We start from the raw sequence: 26,396 nt of genomic DNA on the forward strand, positions 1-26,396 counted from the left end.
CGGCGCGCGGTCGATCGCCGCGCTGGGATGGCGCGCCGATTCGGCGCGCGCTGAGGACCCCGAGAATAACCTCGGGAATGAGTACGCTTCCTTACTGCACCGATCCGGGTGGCACGGTAGCTGCTCATCCCGCTGGTATGAATAGACACCTCTGGGCTGGGTTGTTCCTGTCGTCGACGCTGATCGCCTGTGTCGACGCTCCTGATCTCGGCGAGGAGGCCTCGGGCATCAGCCCCGGCAGCGGCGGCCGCGAGAACGGCCGCTGGTTCCTCGGCGACACCGCCGACGTCTTCATCGGCCCCAACGGCAACGCCGACTTCATCGCCGGGTCGTCGACCGGCGTGACGATCGCCGGCGTCGGCGTGACCGTCGCGATCGTCGAGTCGCAGGCCGCCGGCCCGTGTCTGTCGATCAACGGCCAGCCGTGCTCGGCGACCGCCGCCAACGGCGCCATCTTCCTCGGCCCGTCGTCGAGCGTGCCGCGCCTCAAGATCGAGTCCACCACCCAGTTCACCGGCCCGCTGGGGCAACCCATGACCGGGTACGTCGTCAAGCACAACGCGGCCTGGGCGATCGGCGGCACCAGCTGGGTCACGTACTGCAAGAGCGACCGGCTGGCCTACCCGGTCTCGGGCCGGATCTCGCGGAGCGGGCACTTCGGCCCGACGGGCGACGTGTCGTTCGGCTGCAGCGAGTACACCGCCGCCGGGATCAAGCCCACCGCGCTGGCCGACCTGACCGGCAACGGCCTCGCCGCCAAGGTCATGAGCTGGGGCTTCCTCCGCGTCGGCACGTTCAGCAACCTCGCCGGCATCCAGATCGACGGCGAGTCGCTCTACGAGGTGGCCGTCAGCGCCGGCCGCGCCGACTATTGCCTCGACGCCGGCAGCCACACCATCGACGGCACGTCGATCGAGCTGGTCGACCTGGTGCCTGGCAACCTCGCCACCGACGCCGTCGGGGGCATGGTCCCGAGCCCGGCCGCCTCGACGACGCCGGTCGAGTCGATCGCCGGCCAGTACCACCTCGAGGCGCTGTGGAGCGGCAAGAACGTGCAGTGCCTGTCGAAGCTGCGCTGGCAGGGGCTGCCGGTGGGTGATCGGTGCACCGCCGCCGGTGGCACCTTGCGCGACCCGCGCCTGCCGTACGACATGGTCGCCGGCGATCCGCCGACGTGGGTTCCGCACGGCAAGTTCTGCGAGGACTACCCGACGGATCTGTCCTCGCTCGCCGGCGGCGGGACCATGCTCGCGGTCGACTCGACCTGGAACGACGTCGGGTTGTGGCACTGGAAGCACGCCACCAACGGCGACCACTACACCACCACCGTCGGCTCCTACAACGGCGCGCACGTCGGAGGCTCGACGCTGCCCGAGGCCGGCTACAGCACCTCCCCGGTCCCGATGCTGTACGGGACCATCGTCACCACGATCGGCCGCGACATCCTGAGGGCGAACTACGGCGCTGACGCGGGCACGTTCGTCGCGCTGAAGTCCTGCAAGAAGAACAGCGACTGGCTGACGACGGCGCCGGCGGTGTTCGCGCTGCCGAGCGGCTACACGGCGTGCAAGGTCGAGGGGCACATCTGGGCGACCCCGCCGTCGCCGGACGTCCTGACCAAGCTCGGCTGGACGATGGTGACCCTGAAGCTGTTCAAGAAGAACAGCGAGTACTTCACGACGACGGCCTCCGCGGTCGCTGGCTACACCCTGGTCGCGCCGCTCGGCTCGATCGTGGCCCCGCCCACCTGGTGAGCGTCGTGTGGTGTGCGTGCGGTGCGATCGGTGCGATCGCCTGGTACGCTCGCCTCGATGACGCGGATGTTCCTGGTCGCGGTCGTGACCGCGACGCTGGCGTGCAGGGGCGGGGCTCGTCGGCGGCCGGGTCGGGGTCGGGCTCGGCGGCCGGGTCGGGGTCGGGCTCGGCGGCCGGGTCGGGGGTCGGGCTCGGCGGCCGGGTCGGGGTCGGGCTCGGCGGCCGGGCCGGGGGCGGGGGCCAGCGTCGTCGACGCGGCGCTGGTCGTCGACGCGGCGCTCGTCACTGACGCCGCGCCCGCGATCGACGCGGCGCCGGCCAGCACCGCGGTGCCGACGCCGGCGGGCGCGCCGCGGGTCGTGCTGATCCACGGCCCCGAGCTCCTGGGCTCCGAGCAGAAGGCGGTCGACCGGCTGCGCGGCGGGCTGGCGCGCGGCCGCAACTCGGCGGCGCTGGTCGACGCGTCGCCCGACGAGGAGGCCGTGGCCCGGGCCTGGATCGATCACGCCGAGCCGGGGACCTCGCCGGCGCTACCGGCGGCCTGGGCCGCGGCGCCGGTGGTGCTGGTGCTCGAGCTGCTCCCGCCGATCGGCGAGAAGCCCAGGCGGCGGAGCGGCGGGCTCGGCGCCTGGGTCGCGTTCCGGCCGCCGTCGACCGACCCGGTGATCGTCCAGCGCGGCCAGCCCGCCGGCCCCGACCTCGGCGACGAGGGCGCCGTCCAGGCCGTGCTCGACACCCTCGCCCTCGCCGCCGGAGCCACGCCATGACCCGCGCGCTCGTCGTCGCCGCCACCGCGCTGGCGCTGACCGTCGCCGCGCCTGCGCACGCGGGCTGGCGGCCGGTGGTCACGCTGCTCGTCGACGCAGGCCAGGGCGGCGCGGCCGGCAAGCGCTGCGTCGACAGCATCGCCGGCAAGCTCAAGGAGGCCGGCGAGGATCTCGAGCTGACCCGGCGCGACCTCGCGGCGGTGCGCGCGAAGCTACCGGCGACGCTGGCGCCATCGGTGCTGGCCTGGGCCTGGGCCGACACCCGGCCGCTGCGCAGCCGCGGCCGCGACGGCACCTACGACGCGATCGTCGTGGTCGACTGCCGCCCCGACGCCGGCACGATCGATGTGATGATCGCGCCCACCAGCGAGGACGTCACGACCGTGCGCCTGCGCGGCATCGCCCCGGCGCCGCGCACGATCGCCTGGCTGACGGCGCGCATCCAGGCGGCGTCGTCCGTCGGCTTCGAGCTGTGACCCGGTCCTCGGCGCCCCGCGGCTGGTGTTTTTCGCGGCGTTTCACACCAGCCACCTAGGCCGGCGCGTGGCCGCGCAGCCACGCGACGACGCGCGCGGCGATGCCCGCGGGCTCCTCGACGGCGAGGAAGTGCCCGACCGCGGGCACGACCTCGCGCCGGTAGCCGCCGGTGAAGTAGCGCTCGGCGCCCAGGCCGACCGCGGGGCCGATGCAGCCGTCGTCGGCGCCGTGCAGGTACAGGGTCGGCACGGCGATGCGATCGCGGCGGCGCAGGCGCGCCGCGGCCTCGGCCAGCGGCCGGGTCAGCGCCCGGTAGTACAGGAGCGGCGCCGGCCAGCTCGCGCGCAGGGTGGCGTGGAGCTCGGCGCGCAGGTCGTCGGGCAGGTGGTAGCCCGGGGACCACGTCCGCCACAGCCGGTCGATCAGCGCGAAGTCGCGCGCGGCGGCGACCCGCTCGGAGCCCGGCAGCTGGAACGCGAGCATGTACCAGGACCGCGCCAGCTGCGCCGGCGTCGCCAGCGCGCGCACGAACACCGCCGGGTGCGGCACGGCCATCGTCACCGCCGCGCGGATCCGCGCCGGCGCGCGGGCGCACGCGACGTAGGTGACCGCGGCGCCCCAGTCGTGGCCGACGACCGCGACCGGCCGGTCGGGCGACAGCGCCTCGGCCCAGGCCAGGACGTCGGTGGCCAGCGCGTCGGCGTGGCAGGGGCCGGCCAGCGGCGACGGCGCGTAGCCGCGCAGCCACGGCGCGACCACCCGGTGGCCGGCGGCGGCGACCGCCGCGATCATCGGCGCGAACGTCGTCGGCGTGTCGGGGAAGCCGTGCAGCACCAGCACCACCGGATCGGTGGCCGCGCCGGCCGCGAGCGCGGTGAACTCGCCGACGCGGATCGGCTCGATCACGCCGCGGGATCCTCGACGAACACCTGGTGCTCGACCAGGCGCTTGTACAGGCCGCCGGCGGCCATCAGCTCGGCGTGGCGACCGCTCTCGGCGACCTTGCCGCCGTGGACCACGACGATGCGATCGGCGTCGCGCACGGTCGACAGCCGGTGCGCGACCACCAGCGTGGTGCGGTCGCGCATCAGCCGGGCCAGCGCCTCCTGGACCTGGGCCTCGCTCTCGGAGTCGAGGTTCGAGGTGGCCTCGTCGAGGATCAGCACCCGCGGGTCGACCAGCAGCGCCCGCGCGATCGCGATGCGCTGCTTCTGCCCGCCCGACAGCTTGACGCCGCGCTCGCCGATCATCGTGCCGTAGCCCTCGGGGAAGCTCATGATGAAGTCGTGGGCGTTGGCGTCGCGGGCGGCCTGGTGGATCTGCGCGTCGGTGGCGTCGTCCCTGCCGTAGGCCAGGTTGTCGCGCAGCGTGCCGGCGAACAGCACCGGCTCCTGCGCCACCATCGCGGTGGCCCGGCGCAGCTCGCCGAGCGCGAGCGCGCGCACGTCGACGCCCTCGAGCGTGACCCGGCCGGCGTCGACGTCGAAGAACCGCAGCAGCAGCTGCAGCACGGTGGTCTTGCCGGCGCCCGACGGGCCGACCAGGGCCACGACCTCGCCCGGGGCCACGGTCAGGTCGAAGCCGTGCAGCACCGGGTGGTCGGCCCGGGCCGGGTACGCGAAGTCGACCTGCTCGAACCGGATCGCGCCGTCGCCGGGCGGCAGCGGCACCGGCCGGTCGGGATCGCGGATCTCCGGCACGGTGTCGATGATCGCGTACAGGCGCTCGGTGGCGCCGGCGGCGCGCTGCAGCGCGCCCCACAGGCTGGCCAGCTCGGCCAGCGCCCCGGCGACGATGAACGTGTACAGGAAGAACGAGGTCAGCTCGCCGGGCGTGATCTCGCCGCGGATCATCGCGCGCCCGCCCAGCCACACCACCGCGGCGATCGCGACGTAGCCGGCGGTGGTGGCGGCCGAGAAGAACGACGCCCGCCACCGCACCAGCGACAGCGAGCGCTGGAACGCGTCCTCGACGCCGGCCCGGTAGCGGCCGGCCTCGTGGCGCTCGCGCACGAACGCCTGCACGGTCTGGATCGCGCCCAGCGCCTCCTGGACGTGGCCCGACACCGTGGCCAGCCCGTCCTGGACGCGCTTGCTCATGCGTCGGATCGCGCGGCCGAACACCATCGTGCCCAGCACGATCGGCGGGATCACCGCGAGCATCAGCAGCGTCAGCTTGACGTTGGTGACGAACAGGAGCGCGAGGCCGCCGATCAGCTGGACCACGTTGCGCAAGGTCAGCGACAGCTCGCTGCCGACGACGCCCTCGACCACGGTCACGTCCGAGGCCAGCCGGCCGACCAGCTCGCCGGTGCGGCGCTCGTGGAACCACGCCAGCGGCAGCCGCAGGATGCGCTCGAACACCAGCGCCCGCAGGTCGGCGACCACCCGCTCGCCGAGCCAGCTCATCGAGTAGTGGCGGATCCAGACCAGCACCGCGTGGACGACGAACACCGCGCACAGCACCAGCACGACCGAGTCGAGCTGCGCCGCCGACTGCTCGGACAGGCCGGCGTCGACGGCGTACTTGGCCGCGGCCGGGTAGACCAGCGACAGCCCCGACGCCAGCAAGAGCGTGATCAGCGCGACGATCAGGCGGCCGGTGTGCGGGCGCAGCAGCGTCGCGATGCGCCACAGGATCGCCAGGCGGTCGCGGGTCAGGGGCGGGCGCTCGTCGGGGCCGGGCGGCCCGCTGGGCTCGTCGTCGTCGTCGTCGCTCACGGCGCTACCCTAGCAGACCGGTCGGGGGCGTCCGTCGACGCCGCCCCGGTCGATCGGTCAGGTGGGCGCGCGCGACCAGCGCGCCAGTGGCGTCGGCCCGCGGCGGCGCCGCGCCGTCGGCGCCGGTGGTCACGCCGCCGGCGCCGCCGGCTCGGTGAAGAACCGCACGAGCTCGTCCTCCTGCGCGGCGGCGTCCTTGTGGCCCAGCTCGATCAGCTCGCTGGCCCAGTTGCCGTCGAACAGCAGGTACGACAGCAGGTCGTTCTCGCTGCCGCTCTCGCGATCGGCCAGGCGCTCGATCAGCCGGCGCGTGACCGGGCTCGACACCAGCAGCTTGCCGCTGTGCACGAACGTCGACGCCATCATGCCGATGTCGGTCGACGGGCGGATGTGCATGGCCTCGATCGACCGGAGCGGCGCGCCCCGCAGGCGGATCAGCTCGCGGTTCATCACCTCGACGAAGTCGGGCCCGAACGCCGCGGTGCCGGCGGCCAGGATCGCGTTGATCCGCTTCATCCGGTCGAGGTCGTACTCGGTGTGGTCGAGCATCAGCGCGTTGAGCGCCTTGCCGAGCAGGAACAGCGGCTGCGGGTAGCCGGCGGGCAGCGGGCCGGGCGCGGGCGCGGGCGCGGCCTCGATGTGCCGCAGCGACACCATCAACATCCGGTCGGCGCCCAGGCGGATCGCCGGCGACATCGGCGTGTTCTGGCGCAGGCCGCCGTCGGTGTAGAACGCGTCGCCGATCTTCACCGAGGGGAACAGCAGCGGGATCGCCGCCGACGCCAGCACGTGGCGCGGGCCGATGCGCGCGGCCTGGTGGCGGACGAACGGGTCCTTGCTCCAGCCGGTCGGCACCGGCCCCGCCGACGACACGAACACGACGGTGTGGCCGCTGCCGACGTGGGTCGCCGACACCGACATCGCGTGCAGGACACCCGAGCGCAGGTTGCGGTCGATGCCGGCCCACGGGATGTGCTTGACGACGAACCGCTCGAGCCCGCTGGTGTCGAGCAGCCCGCCGTAGCGGAAGCTGCCGGGCTTCGGCGGCGGGGGCTCGCGGCCGACCAGCTGCTTGGTCGCGCGCCACAGATCGCGCGCGCCCAGGCCGATCAGCTCCTCGATGCGCAGCGCGCGCCACGCGTCGATCAGCCGGCGGCACTGGCCGACCGGGTCGTCCATCGTCGAGGCCAGGAACGCGGCGTTGATCGCGCCGACGCTGGTGCCGGTGACGATGTCGATCGGGACGTGGCGGCCCAGGCGCTGGGCCAGGTCGGTGCGGAGGTACTGGACGATGCCGGCCTCGTAGGCGCCGCGCGAGCCGCCCCCGGACAGCACGATCCCGACCCGCGCGCGCGCGTGAGTGACCACGGTCGGATCGTCGCGCGGTCGGCCGGCCGTGTCCACGCGACCGAGGTGAAACCGCGCGGCCCCGGCGGTGTCGGTACCACCATGGCCCTGCGTGCGCTGGCGCTCCTGTCCCTGATCCTCGTCCCGACCGTCGCGCGCGCCGACCTCGCGGACGCGCGCGAGACCGCGTGCGCCGTCGACGTCCGGCTGGCAGGGCCGATCGCGACCGTCACCGAGACCCACGACCTGACCGGGGCCGAGGCGGCGCCGGCCGAGGCGGTCTACCGGTTCGAGCTGCCGACCGGCGCGGCGATCGTCGACGCCCGGGTCGCCGTCGGCGCCGGTCCGGGCGCGGGCGCCGTCGCGGTGTCGGCCGAGGCCCTCGCGACGGCCACCCCTGACGCCGAGCGGCTGGGGTTGGCGCCCGACCGCGGCCTGGTGCGCTGGCTGGCGTCGAGCGCCGAGGCGGACGTCTTCGAGGCCCGGGTGTTCCCGGTCACCGCCGCCGCGCGCGCTCGGCTGACGCTGACGTGGAGCGTGGCCGCCAGCTACCGCCACGGTCGGCTGCAGGTGATCGTGCCGGCCCGCGGCGACGATCCGGCCCTGGCGCGCTGCGCGGTCACCGTCCACGCCAAGGCCCAGGCCGGCGTGCGGCGGTTCGCGAGCGCCTTCGTCAACGGCGTCAAGGTGGCGCCGGCCGGGGGGCGGACCCAGGTCGCCAACGCGCGGGCGCTCGCGATCGAGGTCGAGCCCGAGTGGAGGAGCGCCGCGCCGGTGGTGGCGATGCGGTCCCAGCCGATCGGCGCGGCCCGGGCGCTGACCTCGGTCGCGGTCTACCTGCCGCCGCGGCGGGCGCTGGCGACGTTCGCGCCGCCGCGCTTGCTGCTGGTGATCGATACGACCCGGAGCATGGGCGCCGAGGGCCGGGCCGCGGCCAGCGCCCTGGCCGACGCGCTGATCGCCGCGGCGCCGGCGGCGACGCCGGTCGAGGCCATCGTGTTCGACCGCGCCAGCCGGCGCGCGCTGGGCGCGTGGATCCCCGCGCGCGACGCCCGGCGGCGCGTGCGCGAGGCGCTGGCCGCCACGGCCGTCGGCGGCGGCACCGACCTGGCCGACGCGCTCAACCTGGCGGCGGCGACCGTCGGCGACGAGCCGGCCCGGGTCGTGGTCATCACCGACGCGATCCTGTCGACGCGCGTGACCGCGGCCGATCTGCTCGGCGCCGCGACGATGCCCGCCCGCACCGCGACGCTGGACGTGCTGGTGCCGGTGGTGCCGGGCGCGCCGCTGCCCGATCGGGCGGTGCTGGCGCCGCTCGCGGCCGCGTTCCACGGCAAGGTCATCGCCCTGCGCACGACCGAGATCGCCGCGCGCGCGGCGGCGCTGCCGCGCCAGCTCGCCGACGATCTGCCGATCCGCGACCTCGCGGTGCTGGTCGACGACGCGCCGGTCACGGTCGCGCTGCCCGACGAGCTGGCGCCGGGCGACGGCGTCGTGGTCCACGTCAGCCACGCCGGCGCGCCGGCCCGGTCGGTGCGGCTGGTCGGGCAGCGCGGCCCGGCGACGATCACCGCGACCGCGACCGCGTTGCCGGCCACGCTCGACGCCCTGGCCGCGGCCGCCGCCGGGCGCGGCGCGGTCAGCCGCGACACCGCCGCGCTCGATCCGGCCGACCTGTTGACCTTGGCCCGGCGGACCCGGGCCGTGACGCCCGGCAGCGCGCTGGCGATGATCGACGTCGGCGCGCCCGGCGGCGGTGCACGGTTCGAGCTGGCCCGCACCACCGGCGCGTTCACGCGCACGCCGCCCCCGGGGGCCGCCGCACTCGACGCCGCGGAGCGCGAGCCCGCGGCGGCCGACGCCGCGACCGCGGCCGACGACAACCTGCCCGACACGACCTACAAGTACCTGATCAAGTACCAGCTCTGGCCGGCGGTGCGCGCGTGCTACGTCGACGCGCTGCGCGGCCACGCCCGGTTCGAGGGCACGCTCGAGGTCACGCTCGAGATCGCGCGCGGCGAGGTCCACGACGCGCGCTTCGGCGGCACGACCCTGCCGTCGACGTTCGTGGCCTGCGTCGCCGCGGCCAGCTACGCCATCGAGGTGCCGACCTACGGCCTGGCGGGCCTGGCCGAGAGCATCGCGATCGTCACGAAGCCGATCTACCTGCGGGCGCCCGAGGACGAGCCCGAGCCGCAGCTCGACGAGCACCTGGGGTTCTCGGCCGACGAGCCCGCGGCGCCGCCGCTCGAGTGAGCCCGCGTTGGTGATCCGCGGCCGGGCCGAGTGCGATATCCTCCCCGGTCATGATCGATCGACGCTGGTCCAGGGCGATCGCCTTGTCCGCCGTGCTCCTCGCCGCGTGCGGCGGCCGCAACAGCCCCGGGGGCGGCGATCCCGACGCGGGCCCCGGCCTCGACGCGGTCGCCGGCGACGGCGGGGTCGACGCCGATCTGTGCACCGGCGGCACGCTGTGCGGCTCGCCCGCGACCTGCTGCGGCGCCGGCAACGAGTGCGTCGACGACCGCTGCCTGACCGCGTGCACCAGCGGCGTCCACTGCGGCGCCGACCTGACCACGTGCTGTGCCGCGGGCGAGGTCTGCCTCGCGGCCGCGTGCGTGGCGCCCGGCGCCGCCTGCGGCGACTCGTACGACTGCGGGCCCGGCCAGTTCTGCGAGCCGACCCTGGGCCAGTGCCTGCCGCAGCCCGACCCGCTGACCTGCGAGCTGGTGCCGCAGTTCGCCGACCTGATGGTCACGCAGGAGTGGGCGTTCACGACCGACCAGATCATCTCGATCCCGGTGGTCGCCAACCTCGACGGCGTCGGCGCGCCCGAGGTGGTCGTCAACCTGACCCAGCAGGACGGCGCCGGGTTCCCGGGCGGGCGCATCGCCATCCTCGACGGGCGCACCGGCGCGGTCCTGGTGCCCGGCATCCCGCACAACCCGCCGGTGAGCTACGGCGCCCACGGCCGCTCGACGATCGCGGTCGGCGACGTGTCCGGCGACGCGCTGCCCGACGTGATCTACGCGTCGCGGGTCGACGCGACGTTCAAGAGCCTGATCGTCGCGATCGATCGCACCGGCGCCGTCCTGTGGACCTCGCACGATCCCGGCGGCGCGCCCCACCGCTTCACGATCGAGAACGCCGCGGTCACGCTGGCCAACTTCGACGGCGACGCGATGGCCGAGATCGTGATCGGCGGCGCGCTGCTCGATCACGACGGCACGGTCCTGTGGGACCAGGGCGGCAACGGCGCCGGGCCCACGCTCGGCACCAACAACACGTACACCGGCGGCATCGCCGCGGTCGCCGATCTCGACGGCGACGGCCGCCCCGAGATCATCACCGGCAAGCAGGCGTGGAAGGTCCAGTGGAACGCCGGCCCGCCGGCCACCGCCACCGTGACCCCGTACTGGACGTACAGCGGCCCCGACGGCTACCCGGCGGTGGCCGACCTCGACGGCGACGGCCACCCCGAGGTCGTGCTCGCCGCCTCCGCCCAGGTCCACGTCCTCGACGGACGGACCGGCGTGCTGTGGTGCGGGCGCGATCCGTCGGGCGTCGCGTGCCTGATCCCGGCCCTGCGCACCCAGCCGTTCGACATCCCCGGGGGCGCCACCCAGAACCGCGGCGGCCCGCCGACGATCGCTGACTTCGACGGTGACGGCCGCCCCGAGCTCGGCGTGGCCGGCGGGTACAGCTACTCGCTCTACGATCTGGCGCGCCCGGGCGAGGATCTGACCGGCGTCACCCCGACGCCCGCCGCCGGCGCGATCTTCACGCGCTGGTCGCAGGCGACCCACGATCTGTCGTCGAACGCCAGCGGCTCGTCGGTGTTCGACTTCCAGGGCGACGGCTCGGCCGAGGTCGTCTACAACGACGAGTGCTACATGCGCGTGTACTCGGGCACCGACGGCCGGGTCCAGCTCACGATCCCCAACACCACCGGCACGATCCACGAGTACCCGCTGGTGGTCGACGTCGACGGCGACGGCAACTCCGAGATCATGGTCGTCGCCAACGACGCCAACGCCGCCACCGACTGCCCCGGGGTCACCCCGCGCCGCGGCCTGTACGTCTACGGCGACGCCCGCGATCAGTGGGTGCCGACCCGGCGGGTCTGGACCCAGCACGCCTACCACGTCACCAACGCCACCTCGGTCGGCAACGTGCCGCTGGTCGAGGACCCCAACTGGGCGACGCCCGGGCTCAACAACTACCGCCAGAACGTCCAGGGCGACGGCGTGTTCAACGCGCCCGACCTCGCGGTCGACCTGTCGATCGGGCTCGATCAGTGCGAGGGCGGCTCGATCGTGCTGCGCGCGCGCGTCACCAACCTCGGCGCGCTGGGCGTGCGCCCGGGCGTCGACGTGACCTTCTACCGCGGCACCTCGGCCGCCGGCACCGTGGTCGGCGCCGCCACCACGACCGTGCCGCTCTTGCCGGGCCAGTCCACGATCCTGACGGTCACCGTCGCCGACCCGGCGACGCCGACCGCGTACTTCGTCAGCGTCGACACGCCGCCGGGCACGGTCGCCGAGTGCGACGAGACCAACAACGACGACGGCGCCACCGACGTGCAGTGCCCGCGGGTCGACTGACGCCTGACGGCGGTCACGCCAGCGCGTCGAGATCGTCGGTGACGCGGAGCGGGCGCGCGGCCGTGCCGGTGAAGCGCAGGCGGGTCGGCGGCCCCTCGCGGTAGCCGGTGACGCGGTGGTGGCCGTCGGGATCGGGCTCGCGCACGGCCCGGCCGATGACGGCGACCTCGGCGCCCACCTCGAGCGCGCGCTCCTGGTACCGCAGGCGGCCCCGCCCTGGTGGCGGTGCGTCGACCCGCGCGCACAGCGCGAGCATGTCCGGCGTCGCCGCGCCGGCGTGGCCGATCCGGAGGCTGACCTCGTCGTCGATCACCGCGCCGGCCAGCTCGACGATCGCGACGCCGGTCGCGTCGGCGATGACGAGGTCGCTCGACCGGCGCTCGAGGGCGACGAGCGACCACGGCGCGCGACCACCGACGTAGAGCGCGATCTCGACCTCGTACCCCGCGCACCGGCGCCCGGTCATCGGCGCGGTCAGGGTGGCGTGGGTCGCGACGACGGCGCCGACCACCCGCACCGATCCGCCCTCGGCGGCCGTCGCGATCGTCGCGCGCGTGACCGTCCGCGCCAGCCGGCGGGCCCGGCGCACGCGGACGCTGGCGGCGGCGCTGCCGAGCGCGAGCATCGCGACGACCAGGAACAGGCCTATCGACACCGCGCCAGCGTAGCGCACCGCGAGTTGCGGTCGGTGGCGGTCGGCGTAGCATCGGGCCGTGCAGCTCGACCTCGATCGCGACCTCGATGACGCGCAGGCGCGCGCGCGCCTGACCGAGCAGGGGTTCGCGACCCTGACGGCGCCGGCGCTGGCGGCGCTGGCCGACACGACCGCGCTGCCCGACCTCGCCCGCTACTGGGACGATCTGCCGCCGGACCCGCACCTGCGCGACGGCGGCCACTACCGCGCGCGCCGCCACGGCTGCGCGATCGTCCACCTCGCCGGCGGCGTCACCCGGATCGAGCCGGTGCTGCACCGCGCGCACTGGCAGTCGACCACGTACAACGCGCTCCACGGCGGCCTCGAGCGATGGTTCGAGCCGCTGGCGCCGGCGCTGGTCCACGAGGTCGCCTGGCGCGAGCTGATCGGGCACCTCGCGCACACGTTCGCGGCGGTCCGGCGACCGGTCGGCGATCGGTTCTTCCTCGAGGCGCACCCGTTCCGGATCGACACCGACGGCGGCGTCGGCCGGCCCACGCCCGAGGGCGCGCACCGCGACGGCGTCGACTTCGTCGCGGTGATCCTGGTCGCGCGCCACGCGATCCGCGGCGGCGAGACCCGGGTGTTCGAGGCCGCCGGCCCGGTCGGGCTGCGCTTCACGCTGCTCCAGCCGTGGAGCGCGGTGCTCCTCGACGACACCCGCGTCATCCACGAGTCCACGCCGATCGTGCCGATCGGCCCGGCGCGCGGTCATCGCGACACGCTCGTGCTGACCTACCGCAGCGGCGGCTTCCAGGCGCCGTGAGCCGCGCGGGGCCGGCGGGCGCGGCGCAGCCGGTGACGGTCCGGCGGGCGCGGCGCAGCCGGTGCCGGTCCGCGGCCGCGCGCTCAGCCGGTGACGGTGCGGCGGGCGTTGCCGAGCCGCGGCGCCGCGGCCTGGGTCCGCACCAGCGCCGCGACCGCGCGACCCAGGCGCGGGCCGGCGGCGATCACGTTGACGCCGAACTGCGCGACGATCGGCTGATCACGCTCGTTGATCGCGCCGTACAAGATCAGCTGGGTCGCGGCGGCCTCCTCGAGGCCACGCGTGAACATCACCAGCTCGAGCGCGTTCATCCCCGCGGCGCGGACGCCGAGCGCGGCGTCGATCAGCACCAGGTCGGGGCGGTCGCGGGTGAGCTTGCCGGCGGCCTCGCGGCCGTCGCGCGCGGCGTCGACCTGGGCCCGCGGGTGCGCGCGGCGGACCGCGCTCCAGATCGCGCGCACGCGGTCGGCGTCGTCGTCGACGACCAGGATCCGCATCCCGCGGCGTCCCGCGGCCAGGCGCTCGGCGATGATCTCGAGCTGCTCGACCACCGCGACGGCGGTCGGCGGCCGCGCCTCGGGATCCTTGGCGACCAGCTCGCCAAGCAGATCGCTGAGCTCGGCCGGGAGATCGGCGCGGGCCTCGGTCGCCGTCGGCGCCGGCGTCCGCGCGTGGGCGGTGAGCAGCGCCTGGGTCGACTCGTCCGCGAACGGCGCGCGCCCGAGCGCCAGCTCGAGGCCGAGGCAGCCGAGGCCGTAGAGATCGATCGCGATCGCCGCGGTGGGATCGGTCGGCGTGACCCGCCCGAGCACGACCTCGGGCGCCAGGCACAGCCCGGTGGGTCCGACCGCAGGCACCTGGCCGAGCGAGAACCGGCCGAACACCAGGCGGCGCAGCCCGACCATCGCGATGGTCTCGGCGTCGAGATCGCCGATCGTGAACCCGGCCGCGTGGATCGCCGCCACCGCGCGCGCCACCCGGGTGAACAGCGCGATCAGCTCGTCGACGCTCATCCGCGCGCCGGCGGTGGCGTAGCCGCGCAGGTGCTCGCGCAGCGACGTCGTCAGCAGGCGCTCGCCGGCGACGAACTCGACGCCGCGGTGGTTGCCGACCGAGTAGATCGCCGCGGCCGCGTCGCTGGCCACGCCCGAGCAGCGCCGCGCCTCGAGCAGGAGCGACGCCGCGCCGGGATCGCGCCAGGCCACCTTGAGCAGGACCGTGCGCTCGAGCAGCATGTCCCAGGCCTCGACCAGCGCGCCGGTGTCGGTGCGCGCGACCTCACGCCGGGCGCTGTACTGCGAGGCGAGCACCTCGGCGGGCGCGAGCACGGGATCGGGGCTGTCGCGGAAGCCGGCCGGCGTCTGGAAGGTCCGCGATGGACCCCGTCCGCCACCCGTCGGCGTGTTGCCGCTCGCGCTCATCGCGAGGGCGTGAGTATCACGAGCCCGGCGCCGCGGGTCGGTCACCGCGCCGACGCGCGCGCGTCCTCGACCGCGCGCCACATGTACCAGGCGGCCAGCGAGCGGAACGGCCGCCACGGGCCCGCCAGCTTGACGAGCCGCGGTCCCGCCGGCGTCGTCCGCAGCCGCAGGAACTGGCGTAGACCGAGGCGCACGCCCAGGTCGCCGACCGGCCACACGTCGGGGCGGCACAGCCCGAACATCAGGAACATGTCGACCGACCACGGGCCGATGCCGCGGACCGGCAGGAGGCGCCGCGCGACCTCGTCGTCGTCGCTGGCCATGAGCGTCGGCGCGGTGATCCGGCGGTCGGCGAAGTGCGCGGCCAGGTCGAGCAGCGCGCGGGCCTTGGCCTGCGACAGCCCGACGGCGCGCAGGCGCTCGAGCGGCGTGGCCAGCAGCGCCGCCGGCCGCGGGAACGCCGTGCGCGGGTACAGCCCCAGGAAGCGGCCCTGGATCGTCTTGGCCGCGGCGCCGGCGAGCTGCTGGTGGATGATCGCGCTGCCCAGGGTCGCGAACGGATCGCGGGTCGGCGACAAGGTCGGCGCGCCGTGGCGCTCGATCAGCGGCGCGAACCGAGGTTCGGCGGAGCGCAGGTGGGCGGTGGCGACGGCGAGGTCGTACGTCACCGGGCGATTGTGCCACGGTCGCGGAGCCGGCCCGCGCGCGGGCCCGCGATCAGGGCGGGCCGGTGATCGCCGGCCCGGGGGAAAGGGGGGGGGGGGAGGGGCCCCCCCCGGCGGGGGGGCCCCGGGGGGAGGCGCCGGGGGGGGGGGGGGGGGGGGGGAGCCCGGGGGGGGGGGGGGGGGGGGGGGGGGGGGAGAGAGGGCGGGGGGGCCCGGGGGGGGCGGGCCCGGGAGGAACCCCCCGGGGGGGGGGGGGGGGCAGGGGAGGCGCCCGGGGGCAACCAGCGAGGAGGGGGGGGGGGGGGGGGGGGGGCCCCGGGCGGGGGGGGGGGGGGGGGGGGGGGGGGGGGGGGGGGGGGGGGGGGGGCGGCCGGGGGGGGCCCGCGGGGGGCGGGCGGGGGGGCGGGCCGGGGGGGGGGGCGGGCCGGGGGGGGGGGGGGGGGGGGGGGGGGGCCCCCGGGGCGCGGCCGCCGCGGGGGGGGGGGGGGCGGTTCATCCCCTCGACGGGGCGCGCCGGCGCCGCGCGGCCGGCGGCGTCCGGCGCGCCGCGCGAGCTGCACTCCGGCGGCGCCGAAAACCCGACGAGCCCGGTCGCCCGAGCTCGTCCTATCGATCCGGCGCCGACGCGCGGCTCAGAGGATCGGGATCTCGACGGTCTGCAGGTCGAGGGCGGTGTTGCCGATCGCCAGCGCGCGGTTGACCAGCGGCGCCGAGTCGCCGAGCGACAGGCCGGCCGTGTTGAGCGCGGCGATCACGACCGTGTACGACTGACCGGTCGGGACCGGCAGCTGGGTGATCGCGATGTTGTTGCCCTCACCGGCGGTGCACAGGTTGCTGTCGTCGTCGAAGCCGTTCGAGCCGCCGGTGACCGTCGCGAGCACCGAGACCTTGTCGGCGCCGACCTGGCTGCAGGTCGTGGCCGAGCCCATGCGGGTCAGGTTCCAGCTCGCGGCGAAGAACGCGCGGTCGGTGTAGAGCGACACGTTGAGCGGCGACAGCCCGGCCTCGGTCACCGTCGCGGCGTAGTCGCCCGAGATGGCGTACTTGGTCGCGCCCGAGGTGTCGGTGATCTCGAGCCAGACGGTGTAGCCGCCGACCGGCAGGCGGTCCATCAGGCCGTGGGCGTCCGAGCACAGGTACTTGTCGCTGTACGGCTGGGACTCGCCGTCGCGGAGGGCGTACAGGTTGATCGTGCCCGACCCGGCCGGGCAGCTGCTCGCGATCGTGTTGTTGCTGCCGTCGGTCGACACCAGCGACCAGGTGACGTCGATATCGCCCTCGCCGGTGGTGGTGGTGTCATCGGACACGATGATGCAACCAGCGGCCTGGGTGAGGCCCGCGAACAACATTGCCGACAAGACTAGGTTCTTCATGTTTCGTTCTCCCTGAGCATGGCCTCATCGGCCGGTGAGGATCCTGGCGGGCACTATCCCGCGCAAGCAGCAGAGGTGCAAGCGACGCGCCGATCCAGCGCGGGCAGCAAACGGGTAGGTGTGATCGAGCCTACGGCGCGCAGATGCACGGCCGGTTGGCGCAGTCGTCCACGTCCACGATAAGCAAGAGCGCGCCCAACGTCACGGCTTGCCCCGTGGCCACGTCGCGCACGATCACCGGCGGCGCCGTGTAGGTGTCGGGATCTGCGCTGGTCCCGTCCGCACATTCCGGAGTGATCGATAGGGCCACCGACCCCGTGGGCAGGTCGAAGGCCGTCACGCCGTGGTTGTCGTCGCACGCGAACGCCTGCCAGCGCCGGGTCGTGCCGGTGTCCCACCACAGGCGGATGCGGCCGATCCGCTCGCCCGCACAGTCGGGGATGTCCCGGTCGAGCCCGCTGCGCAGGGCCCAGGACAGCTCGACAGCGCCACCGGTGGGTTGAGTGCATCCGTGAACTCCAAGACACACGACCGTCGCGAGGATTCGCCACACTGTGGCGTGGCTGCGGCGGGGTGGTTCGGAGGGTTCGACCGGTGGCGAGGCGTCCGTATTCACAGGCACGTGCGGTTCCGAAGTTGACCCGACAACGGACCCCATGCTATCGGGTAACCACCGGAGATGCCAGAACTTTCCAAGCTCGTTGGGGTCGCGCTGGACGCCGCAGGGTCGACCGACATGGTCTCCCTGATCAAGCAGGCGCACTGGATCGTCAAGGTCACGATGGCGCTGCTCACGGCGATGTTCCTCATCGGCGTGTACATCATCATCTACAAGACGCTGTACATCCGACGAGCGTCGCGCGAGTCGGTGATGTTCAACGAGTCGTTCTGGCGCTCGCGCGACATCGAGCAGATCTACAAGCACGCGCAGATGCTGCGCAACAGCCCCATCTCGCAGATGTTCGTCGCCGGCTACACCGAGCTGGCCAAGCTGTCGGCCGACGACCGCATGAAGAACGACAAGGAGGGCAACCTCGAGAACGTCGAGCGCGCCCTCCGGAAGGCCCAGACCGTCGAGACCACCCGGCTCGAGTCGATGACCCCGTTCTTGGCCACGACCGGCTCGTCGGCGCCGTTCATCGGGCTGTTCGGCACGGTCATCGGCATCATGACCGCGTTCCAGTCGATCTCGGGGCAGGGCAACGCCACCCTCGACACCGGTCGGCCCGCACATCGCCGAGGCGCTGTTCGCGACCGCGATCGGGTTGGTGGCGGCGGTGCCGGCGGTCATGGCGTACAACTACTTCGTGCGTCGCATCCGCGTCCTGCGGTCCGAGATGGAGACCTTCGAGCAGGACTACCTGAACATCATCAAGCGGCACTTCCTGCACTGACGGGCGATCGCTCGTCGGGCCCGCGGGGGCCGCAGCCCGGCGCCGCGCACGAGACCACGGTCCCGGCGCGCGCGCGTGATCACGAACCGAGGAGCCTCACCATGGGCATGAAGGCCGGTGGCCACGACGAGATGAACAGCGAGATCAACGTGACGCCGATGGTCGACGTCATGCTGGTCTTGCTCATCATCTTCATGGTGACGGCGCCGATGATGAACACCGGCGTCGACGTCGATCTGCCCCAGGTCACGGCCCAGAAGGTCGAGGATCCCGAGGGCAAGCTGGTGCTGTCGATCAAGGCCGACCGCAAGCTGTACCTGGGCGGCACGCCGTGACGTGGACGGATCTGAAGGTGAAGCTTTCGGCCAACGAGACGGTGAAGAAGGAGGGCGCTGGATCCAGGTCGAAGCTGACAGCACGCTCCCGTACGCGGTCGTGGTCACCGCGATGGCGGTCGCCAAGGAGGCCGGCGTGCCCAAGGTCCTGTTGCTCACCGATCCCACCACGAACCTGAAGCTCGACGAGCTCGAGGCCAGCCCATGAGCCTGTCCGGGACCGCGCTCCACACCTACTCCGGGTTCGGCACGGCGTTCATCACCGCCGCGGTCGGCGTGGCGGTGTGGTGGGCCGACAGCCAGGCCGACGACGCGGCGGCGAAGCCCGATCCGTACGCCGACATGGAGGTGATCGACGCGGCCCTGGCCGAGAAGGCGCCGGCGCCGGTGGTGCAGCCGCAGAAGCAGTTCCGCCCGCCGCCTGATCCGGTCAAGCCCGAGGGCGTGTCGCGCGACGCCGACGCCAAGCCGGTCGACCAGCCCAAGGACGAGCCCACGGCGCCGGTCGACATCAACGCGGTCTTGAACAAGCACCGCGCCGACGACGAGGAGCTCCCGGTCGGGCCGGCGACCCAGCCGGTGGTCGGCGCGTTCGACGGCTCCGACGACGGGTGGGGCGACGAGACGCGCGGCGACCCGTACCTGGGCGCGCTCAAGAGCGACCTCTTGCGCGGCTGGGAGTTCCCCGAGATCCTGTCCGAGGTCGGCACGCCGATCGGCTGCATCCACCTCGAGCCCGACGGCACGATCCCCGAGTACGTGCTGCGCGAGAAGAGCGGCAACGCCGAGCTCGACGACTCGGTCGAGCGCGCGCTGGAGGCGCTGCAGAAGCGTCGCGAGAAGACCCCGAAGCCGGTGCCGACGTACCTCGTCCCCAAGACCAGGAAATGGATATGCTACCGCATGAAGGTCTGATCCCCGGTCGCCGCCGCCGCTCCGTGCTGGCGGGCGCGATCGTGCTCCTCGCGGCGCTGGCCGTGGCCGCGCCCGTGGCGTCGGCCGACGACGGCGTCATCATCGACGTGACCGGCGCCAAGCGCGGCCGCTACCCGATCGCGGTGCCGGTCGCGGTCGACTCCGACGGCGCCGCCGCGGCCGAGGTTGCGGCGGTCGCGACGTTCGACCTGAACGTGGCCGGGTACTTCAAGGTGCTCGACCCGGCGTCGTTCCTGGCCGACCTGGCGACCGAGAAGCTCGGCCTCGACCCCGGCAAGTGGAAGGACGTCGGCGCCTACGGCGTGATCAAGTACCGCGTCGTCGTCACCGGCGACAAGCTCGACCTCGAGGCGCGCCTGTACGAGGTGTCCAAGGGCGCCAGCGCGGTGCTGACCAGGAGCTACAAGGGCAGCAAGGCCGACCTGCGCAAGCTGACCCACGCCTGGTGCAACGAGGTCGTCAAGTACTACACCGGCGAGTCGGGCTTCTTCGGCTCGCGCCTGGCGTACGTCAGCAAGAAGAAGGGCGCGTCGCAGGTGATGGTCGTCGACTTCGACGGCGCCCACCCGTACTCGGTCACGCGCAACAGCTCGACCAACATCCTGCCGGCGTGGTCGCCGGGCGGCGGGCAGATCGCGTTCACCTCGTACATGCGCAACAACCCCGACCTGTACGTGGTCGGGGCCGGCGGCGGTCGGCCCAAGAAGATCGCCAGCTACCGCGGCATGAACACGGGCGCCAGCTGGTCGCCCGACGGCTCGAAGATCGCGGTGACGCTGTCGAAGGACGGCAACCCCGACATCTACGTGATCAGCGCGTCCGACGGCTCGGTCCTGACCCGCCTCACCAACAACAAGGCGATCGACACCGGCCCGGCGTGGTCGCCCGACGGCGGCACGATCGCGTTCGTCAGCGACCGCGAGGGCGGGCCGCAGATCTTCGTCGCGCCGGCCGGCGGCGGCGCGGCCCGACGGGTCAGCAAGAACGGCAGCTACAACACCACGCCGTCGTGGTCGCCGGCCAAGGGCGCGCGCGTGCTCGCGTACACGACCCGCGACGGCGGCAGCTACGACATCGTCACGCTCGACGTCGACAGCGGCAAGATGACGCGCATCACCCAGAACGAGGGCTCGAACGAGGAGCCGAGCTGGTCGCCCAACGGCCGCGCGATCGCGTTCGCGCGCACCGGCGGCGGCGGCGGCGGCATCTACATCGCGTCGGCCGACGGCGTCGGCAAGGCGATCAAGGTGCTCAGCGGCTCGGTCACCGGCATCGACTGGGGCCCGGCCCCGGGCAACTGATCGACGGCGGGTTCGCCGAGCCCAGGCAGGTGCAGGGGACCCCGAGGTCGGAGGTCTCATCCAGACCGGGTCGGTACCTCGAGGGTCGACCCGCGAGCGATCGTCGTGCTCGCCGTCGCGCACCAGAAGCGAACGCCGGGGTACTGGCGCACGCGGCTCACGCCCTGACGTCGCACGCCGCGGTCGACCGAGGGCGCCACGCCGTCCGCGGCAGTGGCGCGCCCCCGCCCGCGCCGCGCTAGGCCAGGTCGAAGCGGTCGTTGTTCATGACCTTGGCCCAGGCCGCCACGAAGTCCGCGATGAACTTCGGCTCGGCGTCGGCGGCGGCGTAGGCCTCGGCGACGGCGCGCAGCTGCGCGTTCGAGCCGAACACCAGGTCGACGACGGTCGCGGTCCAGCGCGGCGCCCCGGTGGTGCGGTCGCGGCCCTCGAGGACGTGGGCGTCGGCGGCCGAGCGCCGCCAGGTCGTGCGCATGTCGAGCAGGTTGACGAAGAAGTCGTTGGTCAGCACGCCGGGGCGGGTCGTGAACACGCCGTGCTTGCGCTGGCCGACGTTGGCGTCGAGCGCGCGCAGCCCGCCGATCAGCGCGGTCAGCTCGGGCGCGCTCAGGTTGAGCAGCTGGGCCTTGTCGACGAGCAGCTCGGGGGCGGCGTCCTCGCAGCCGGCCCGCGCGTAGTTGCGGAATCCGTCGACGATCGGCTCGAGCACGGCGAACGCCGGGACGTCGGTCTGCGCGTCGGTCGCGTCGGTGCGGCCAGGCGCGAACGGCACGGTCACGTCGTGGCCGGCCTTCCGGGCCGCGTCCTCGATCGCGGCGCCGCCGCCCAGGACGATCAGATCGGCGAGCGAGATCTGCGCGCCCCCGACGTGCGCGGCGTTGAACCCCTGCTGGATCCCCTCGAGGATCCCGAGCACGCGCGCGAGCTGGGCCGGCTGGTTGACCTCCCAGTCCTTCTGCGGCGCCAGGCGGATGCGCGCGCCGTTGGCGCCGCCGCGCTTGTCGCTGCCGCGGAACGTCGCAGCCGAGGCCCACGCGGTCGTGACCAGCTCCTGGGTGCTCAGGCCCGACGCGAGGAGCGTGGCCTTGAGCGCGGCCTGGTCGTGGGCGTCGACCAGCGGGTGATCGACCGCGGGCACCGGGTCCTGCCAGATCAGCACCTCCGCCGGCACGAGCTTGCCGAGGTAGCGCGCGCGCGGCCCCATGTCGCGGTGGGTGAGCTTGAACCACGCGCGCGCGAAGGCGTCGTGCAGCTCGGCGGGGTGCGCGAGGAAGCGCCGCGAGATCGGCTCGTAGATCGGGTCGACCCGCAGCGCCATGTCGGCGGTGGTCATCATCGGCGCGTGGCGCCGGGTCGGATCGTGGGCGTCGGGGACGGTGCCGTCGCCCGACGTGCCCTGCGGCTTCCACTGGTGGGCGCCGGCGGGGCTCTTGGTCAGCTCCCACTCGTAGCCGAACAGGGTCTCGAAGAAGCCGTTGTCCCAGCGGATCGGGTTGGGCGTCCACGCGCCCTCGATGCCGCTCGAGATGGTGTGCACACCGACGCCGCTGCCGAAGCTGTTGCGCCAGCCCAGGCCTTGCTCCTCGAGGTCGGCGCCGGCCGGCTCGCGGCCGACGTGGCTGGTCGGGGCCGCGCCGTGGGTCTTGCCGAAGGTGTGGCCGCCGGCGATCAGCGCCACGGTCTCCTCGTCGTTCATCGCCATGCGCGCGAAGGTCTCGCGGATGTCGCGCGCCGACGCCAGCGGATCGGGCGTGCCGTTGGGGCCCTCGGGGTTGACGTAGATCAGGCCCATCTGCACCGCGCCGAGCGGGTTGGCGAGCGCGCGGTCACCGCTGTAGCGCTGATCGCCCAGCCACGTGGTCTCCGGGCCCCAGTTGATCTCGTCCTCGGGCTCCCAGATGTCGGCGCGACCGCCGGCGAAGCCGAAGGTCTGCAAGCCCATCGTGTCCATCGCGACGGTGCCGGCGAGGACCATGAGGTCGGCCCAGGACAGCTTGCGGCCGTACTTCTGCTTGATCGGCCACAGCAGCCGGCGGGCCTTGTCGAGGTTGACGTTGTCGGGCCAGCTGTCGAGCGGCGCGAACCGCTGGGTGCCGGTGCCCGCGCCGCCGCGGCCGTCGGCGATGCGGTAGGTGCCGGCGGCGTGCCACGCCATGCGGATGAACAGCGGCCCGTAGTGGCCGTAGTCGGCCGGCCACCAGTCCTGGGAGTCGGTCATCAGGGCCGTCAGGTCGGCGACCACGGCGTCGAGATCGAGGCTCGCGAACTCCGTGGCGTAGTCGAAGGCCTGGCCCATCGGGTTCGAGGTCGACGACCGGTGCAAGATCTTCAGGTTCAGCTGCTTGGGCCACCAGGTGGCGTTGGTGGGGGCGCCGGACACCGCGTGGCTGCCCGCGCCCGAGAACGGGCACTTCGATTCGGTCGACATGACTCTCTCCTGTGGATGGGTTGCTCCACCATGGCCCTTCTCAGCTGATACGTACAGGAGCAAGGTCGTATCGGAGTGATAGCTATGGGTTATCACAGGCCGGGCGCCGAGGCGGTGACCGTCGCGCAGGTCAGCGCGAGATCCGCGCGGGGTTCGTGCAGGTCAGCGCGAGATCCGCGCGGGGGCGCAGGTCAGCGGATCAGCGCGGCGCGAGATCAGCGCGAGATCAGCGCGTGGTCCGGCAGGTCAGCGCGGGCGGCAGGGGCGAGGGCGCGCGGGAGATCAGCGCGAGATCAGCGCCGACGCCGGACCGCGAGCGCGAGCGCGAAGCCGAGCCCGACCACCAGCGGCACCGGGCCGCCGCCGGTGCTGCAGCCGCCGGTGACGGTGTTGGCGCCGCCGCCGCCAGCGGGCGGGCAGTCGCCGTCGGTGGCGTCGGTGCAGCCGACCGGGCAGCAGCCGTCGTCGGGGCCGCACGCGGAGATCGTCGCGAGCGCGCACGCGGCGGTGCAGGCCGCGGCGCTGCCGACCAGGGTGTTGGTCTGGCACGCGTCGGCGGGCGCCGGGCACGAGGTCGGGCAGGTGGCGATGGGATCGCAGGTCTCGCCCGCGTCGAGCGTGCCGTCGCCGCAGGTGGCGCTGACCATCGCGGTGTAGGTGATGCCGACGGTGTTGAAGCCGCCGCTGGTCAGGTTGGTCTGGGTCGCCGACGTGCCGTTCTTGACGAACGTGAACGTGCCCTGGTCGTTCTCGGCGGCGGTGCTCGAGTTGCGATCGGCCAGCTCCATGCGGATCGTGTAGGTGCCGTCGGGGACCTCGGCGCCGGCGCGGTTCTTCAGGTCCCACGTCAGGTTGAGGGTCGGCACGTGATCCGGCCGGGTCGCGCCCGACACCGCGTCGACGTCGGCGGCGCCGGCCTTGGCCGTCCACGCCACCAGGTGCGATCGGCGGGTGTTGGCCCAGCGGCCGACGGTCTTCACGAACGTGCCGGCGGGGTCCTCGATCCACACCGCGACGACGTTGCGCGGGGCGTAGTTGCCGCCGTGGGCGGTGGTCTTGAACGTCACCTGCAGCGACGCCTGCGCCGTCGCCGGTGCGGCCGCGCCAGCGAGGGCCGCGGTGATCAGGGCGACGAGCGCGAGCAGCGAGGTGCGGGCGGCCATCCAGGAATCATCGCCGCCGGATCGCGCCCGGCCTAGCGAAAAAGTCGCTCAGGCCTCGCCACCGCGTCGCGTCGCGAGGACCTGCGCGCACCGCGCCGGTGTCATCAGCGGCGCCAGCCAGCGGTCGACCAGCAAGATCACCGGCGCGACCTGGGCGACGTCGACCGGGTACCAATCGGACAGGCGCTGCTCGAGCACCGCCCACGCGCGCGCGAGGTCGTTGGCGCGGGCGAGCGCGCGCGCCACCTCGACCGCCTGGTCGAAGCCGAGCCCCGGGTTGCCGGGATCCCAGCGCGCCACCAGCTCGTCGTCGAGGCCGTAGACCGAGGCCAGCGCGAAGCAGTGCGCGGCGAGGGCCTCCGGCTTGCCGGCGAACCGCTTGCCGGTCGTGGCGGTGGCGACCGCGTCGGCGAAGCTCGCGCGGGCGTCGCGCTCGGGGCGGGGCGCGCGCGCGTCGAGATCGCGCAGCAGGCACGCGTCGCGGCGCGCCGCCAGGTTGGCCGGGACGACCTTCGCCGCGCGCTTGATGATCCCGGGATCGTCGAGCTCGCGCGCGGCCCGGCGCAGGAGCCGGCACTGATCGGTGAACACGTTGCCGGCGTAGACCGCGGCGGGGTTCGCGACCAGCGCGGTCGCCAGCGGCACGACCTCGGCCCAGGCGCCGGCGAAGGCGTGTAGCTCGGCGGCGGCGGCGGCGGCGGCGGCGTCACCGGCGCCCGCGAGCGCGGTCAGCACCTCGAGCGCGAGCTGGGTCTCGGCCCGGCGCGCGGCCTGGGTCGCCTGCTTGACGGAGCGCGGCCGGCGCGTCGACGGGACCGGCGGCGGCGGCGGTGACGCCGGCGGCGACCACCGGCGCTCGACCTTCGCGGCGCACGCCGATCCCGGCCACAGCTGCACGCGGATCTGCTCGGGGCCCTTGGCCAGGCCGCGGTGCGACGCGCGCACGCGCCAGGTGCCCGGCGCGACCTGGACCCGCCGCGCGTCGGGCAGGTAGTCGGTGCAGCCGAGCACCGCGACCGCGCCGTCGGTGACCGCGAGGCTGGCCAGCGTCACGTGATCCCAGGCCGCCGCGTCGTCGGCGGGCGGGGCCGCGTGCACCTCGATGGTCACGCGCACGTCGTCGACGGCCTCGGTGCCGATGCCGACGACGCCCGCGGCCGATGCGACGCGATCCTCGACCGCCTGCACCGTCCACGCGTCCGAGAGATCGCCGCCCGCGTGGGGATCGCAGACATGGATCTGGCGGTAGTCGGCGAACAGCGTGAACGGCCGTGCCGCGGCCTTCTTGCCGGCCGCGGGCTTCGCGGCCGTGGCGGGCCTCGTGGCCGTCGCGGGCCTCGTGGCCGTGGCGGGCCTCGTGGCCTTCGCGGGCTTGGCGGGCTTCGTGGCCGTGCCGGGCCTCGTGGCCGTGGCGGGCTTCGTGGCCTTCGCGGGCTTGGCGGGCTTGCCGGGCTTCGCGGGCTTCGTGGCCTTGGCGGGCTTGGCGGGCTTGCCGGGCTTCGCGGGCCTCGCGGCCGTGATCGTCGCCGCCCTCGCCCTCGTCGCCGGAGGCTTGTGCGCGGCGGCTGGAGCCTTCTTCGTTGCCCTCGCAGGCTTGTTCCTGTCCGTCTTGTCGGTGGCGGACGCGCGCGGCTTCGACATCGCTCGACGGTGCCAGAATCCTCCGCGACACGCGACCGCCTCGCGCGGGGTGAACGCTGGCCCGCATGGTGCAATCATGCGGCGCATGAAGCGACGTGTTCCGACACGACGGCCGGCGGCGCTGGTCGGGCTGTTCTTGCTGACGGGGGCGCTGGCGGTGGTGGGCGGGTTGATGCTGGTGGTGCGGCCGGATGGGTCGTGGCTCCGGCTGTCTCCGGACCTGCTGACGCCGACGCCGTTCGGCAGCTACCGCGTGCCCGGCCTGGTGCTGGCGTTGATCGTCGGCGGCAGCCAGCTCGCGGGCGGCGTGGCGGTGCGCCAGCGCCGGCCCGGTCACCTGCGGCTGGCGACCGTCGCGGCGCTGGTGCTCGGTGGATGGATCGCGCTGCAGGCGGTCGTGCTGGGGACGATCGTGTGGCAGCAGCCGGTGTTCCTGCTGGTGTCGATCGTCGAGCTCGGCATGATCGCGTCGGTGCTGCCGCGGACGGCGGCGCAGGGCCGGCGTCGCCGCGCGCGGTGACGCGCAGAGGGTGCGCGATCGGCCGGCACGTCGGGCGCTCGATGCGGGATGACCGCGAACGCGCGGGGTGCACGCGGTCGCGACGGTCG

20 protein-coding genes and 2 pseudogenes are annotated in these 26,396 nt (G+C 74.1%); 11 read left to right on the forward strand and 11 right to left on the reverse strand.

The features are described 5' to 3' along the window. The first annotated feature begins 137 nt into the window (after positions 1-137). The 3 genes from IPL61_17400 to IPL61_17410 all read left to right on the forward strand — a co-directional run bounded on the left by IPL61_17400 (position 138) and on the right by IPL61_17410 (position 2,998). The gene (locus tag IPL61_17400; GenBank protein MBK9033016.1) at positions 138-1,754 is read left to right on the forward strand and encodes a hypothetical protein; all 1,617 of its coding nucleotides are present in this window, start codon (positions 138-140) and stop codon (positions 1,752-1,754) included. A 330-nt stretch (positions 1,755-2,084) separates the two neighbouring features. Then, positions 2,085-2,522, forward strand: a complete 438-nt coding sequence (locus IPL61_17405) for a hypothetical protein (GenBank protein MBK9033017.1) — start codon at positions 2,085-2,087, stop codon at positions 2,520-2,522. Then, entirely contained in the window at positions 2,519-2,998 is a 480-nt protein-coding gene (locus IPL61_17410; protein ID MBK9033018.1) for a hypothetical protein, read from the forward strand. The genes IPL61_17405 and IPL61_17410 overlap by 4 nt, the downstream gene beginning before the upstream one ends. 55 nt (positions 2,999-3,053) lie before the next feature. On the opposite strand, the gene IPL61_17415 is transcribed toward IPL61_17410, so the two are convergent. From IPL61_17415 to IPL61_17425, 3 genes are all read right to left on the reverse strand, one after another. After that, positions 3,054-3,905, reverse strand: a complete 852-nt coding sequence (locus IPL61_17415; GenBank protein ID MBK9033019.1) for an alpha/beta hydrolase — start codon at positions 3,903-3,905, stop codon at positions 3,054-3,056. Further along, positions 3,902-5,659 (reverse strand): ATP-binding cassette domain-containing protein, encoded by a 1,758-nt coding sequence (locus tag IPL61_17420; protein ID MBK9033020.1) that lies wholly within the window; start codon positions 5,657-5,659, stop codon positions 3,902-3,904. The genes IPL61_17415 and IPL61_17420 overlap by 4 nt, the downstream gene beginning before the upstream one ends. A 189-nt stretch (positions 5,660-5,848) precedes the next feature. Further along, entirely contained in the window at positions 5,849-7,087 is a 1,239-nt protein-coding gene (locus IPL61_17425; protein MBK9033021.1) for a patatin-like phospholipase family protein, read from the reverse strand. Between the two features lie 81 nt (positions 7,088-7,168). Here IPL61_17425 and IPL61_17430 point away from each other — a divergent pair, with 81 nt between their 5' ends. Continuing rightward, the gene (locus tag IPL61_17430; GenBank protein ID MBK9033022.1) at positions 7,169-9,322 is read left to right on the forward strand and encodes a VWA domain-containing protein; all 2,154 of its coding nucleotides are present in this window, start codon (positions 7,169-7,171) and stop codon (positions 9,320-9,322) included. Positions 9,323-9,372: 50 nt separating this feature from the next. Beyond that, positions 9,373-11,670 (forward strand): VCBS repeat-containing protein, encoded by a 2,298-nt coding sequence (locus IPL61_17435; protein ID MBK9033023.1) that lies wholly within the window; start codon positions 9,373-9,375, stop codon positions 11,668-11,670. Between the two features lie 13 nt (positions 11,671-11,683). Here the strand turns inward: IPL61_17435 and IPL61_17440 are convergent, their stop codons facing one another. Further along, entirely contained in the window at positions 11,684-12,325 is a 642-nt protein-coding gene (locus tag IPL61_17440; protein ID MBK9033024.1) for a hypothetical protein, read from the reverse strand. A gap of 58 nt (positions 12,326-12,383) precedes the next feature. Here IPL61_17440 and IPL61_17445 point away from each other — a divergent pair, with 58 nt between their 5' ends. Continuing rightward, positions 12,384-13,130, forward strand: a complete 747-nt coding sequence (locus IPL61_17445) for a 2OG-Fe dioxygenase family protein (GenBank protein ID MBK9033025.1) — start codon at positions 12,384-12,386, stop codon at positions 13,128-13,130. A gap of 83 nt (positions 13,131-13,213) precedes the next feature. Here IPL61_17445 and IPL61_17450 read toward each other — a convergent pair whose 3' ends face one another. The 4 genes from IPL61_17450 to IPL61_17465 all read right to left on the reverse strand — a co-directional run bounded on the left by IPL61_17450 (position 13,214) and on the right by IPL61_17465 (position 17,142). Then, positions 13,214-14,551: a hypothetical protein gene (locus IPL61_17450; protein ID MBK9033026.1), complete on the reverse strand. Its 1,338-nt coding sequence runs from the start codon at positions 14,549-14,551 to the stop codon at positions 13,214-13,216. 41 nt (positions 14,552-14,592) lie between these two features. Next, positions 14,593-15,186: a DNA-3-methyladenine glycosylase 2 family protein gene (locus IPL61_17455; GenBank protein ID MBK9033027.1), complete on the reverse strand. Its 594-nt coding sequence runs from the start codon at positions 15,184-15,186 to the stop codon at positions 14,593-14,595. Positions 15,187-15,848: 662 nt separating this feature from the next. Beyond that, positions 15,849-16,589, reverse strand: coding sequence for a hypothetical protein (locus IPL61_17460; GenBank protein MBK9033028.1), 741 nt, complete (start codon positions 16,587-16,589; stop codon positions 15,849-15,851). A 130-nt stretch (positions 16,590-16,719) separates the two neighbouring features. Beyond that, positions 16,720-17,142 (reverse strand): hypothetical protein, encoded by a 423-nt coding sequence (locus IPL61_17465; GenBank protein ID MBK9033029.1) that lies wholly within the window; start codon positions 17,140-17,142, stop codon positions 16,720-16,722. A 126-nt stretch (positions 17,143-17,268) separates the two neighbouring features. Between IPL61_17465 and tolQ the strand changes: the two are divergent. The 4 genes and pseudogenes from tolQ to tolB all read left to right on the forward strand — a co-directional run bounded on the left by tolQ (position 17,269) and on the right by tolB (position 20,555). Next, positions 17,269-17,983: pseudogene (gene tolQ / locus IPL61_17470) on the forward strand (protein TolQ). A 101-nt stretch (positions 17,984-18,084) separates the two neighbouring features. Next, a pseudogene (locus IPL61_17475) lies at positions 18,085-18,526 on the forward strand (biopolymer transporter ExbD). Then, entirely contained in the window at positions 18,523-19,233 is a 711-nt protein-coding gene (locus IPL61_17480) for a TonB C-terminal domain-containing protein (GenBank protein MBK9033030.1), read from the forward strand. The pseudogene IPL61_17475 and the gene IPL61_17480 overlap by 4 nt, the downstream one beginning before the upstream one ends. Before the next feature lie 23 nt (positions 19,234-19,256). Continuing rightward, entirely contained in the window at positions 19,257-20,555 is a 1,299-nt protein-coding gene (gene tolB / locus IPL61_17485) for a Tol-Pal system beta propeller repeat protein TolB (GenBank protein ID MBK9033031.1), read from the forward strand. Positions 20,556-20,793: 238 nt separating this feature from the next. On the opposite strand, the gene katG is transcribed toward tolB, so the two are convergent. From katG to IPL61_17500, 3 genes are all read right to left on the reverse strand, one after another. After that, the gene (gene katG / locus IPL61_17490) at positions 20,794-22,983 is read right to left on the reverse strand and encodes a catalase/peroxidase HPI (GenBank protein ID MBK9033032.1); all 2,190 of its coding nucleotides are present in this window, start codon (positions 22,981-22,983) and stop codon (positions 20,794-20,796) included. 293 nt (positions 22,984-23,276) lie between these two features. Then, on the reverse strand, positions 23,277-24,146 hold the full coding sequence (locus IPL61_17495; protein MBK9033033.1) for a DUF2271 domain-containing protein: 870 nt from the start codon (positions 24,144-24,146) through the stop codon (positions 23,277-23,279). A 48-nt stretch (positions 24,147-24,194) separates the two neighbouring features. Further along, complete coding sequence (locus tag IPL61_17500; protein ID MBK9033034.1) at positions 24,195-25,334, reverse strand: hypothetical protein; 1,140 nt, start codon at positions 25,332-25,334, stop codon at positions 24,195-24,197. A gap of 73 nt (positions 25,335-25,407) precedes the next feature. Between IPL61_17500 and IPL61_17505 the strand changes: the two genes are divergently transcribed. Further along, positions 25,408-26,307: a hypothetical protein gene (locus IPL61_17505; GenBank protein MBK9033035.1), complete on the forward strand. Its 900-nt coding sequence runs from the start codon at positions 25,408-25,410 to the stop codon at positions 26,305-26,307. Positions 26,308-26,396 lie beyond the last annotated feature (89 nt).

Source organism: Myxococcales bacterium, from assembly GCA_016717005.1.
GTDB lineage: Bacteria > Myxococcota_A > Polyangia > Haliangiales > Haliangiaceae > UBA2376.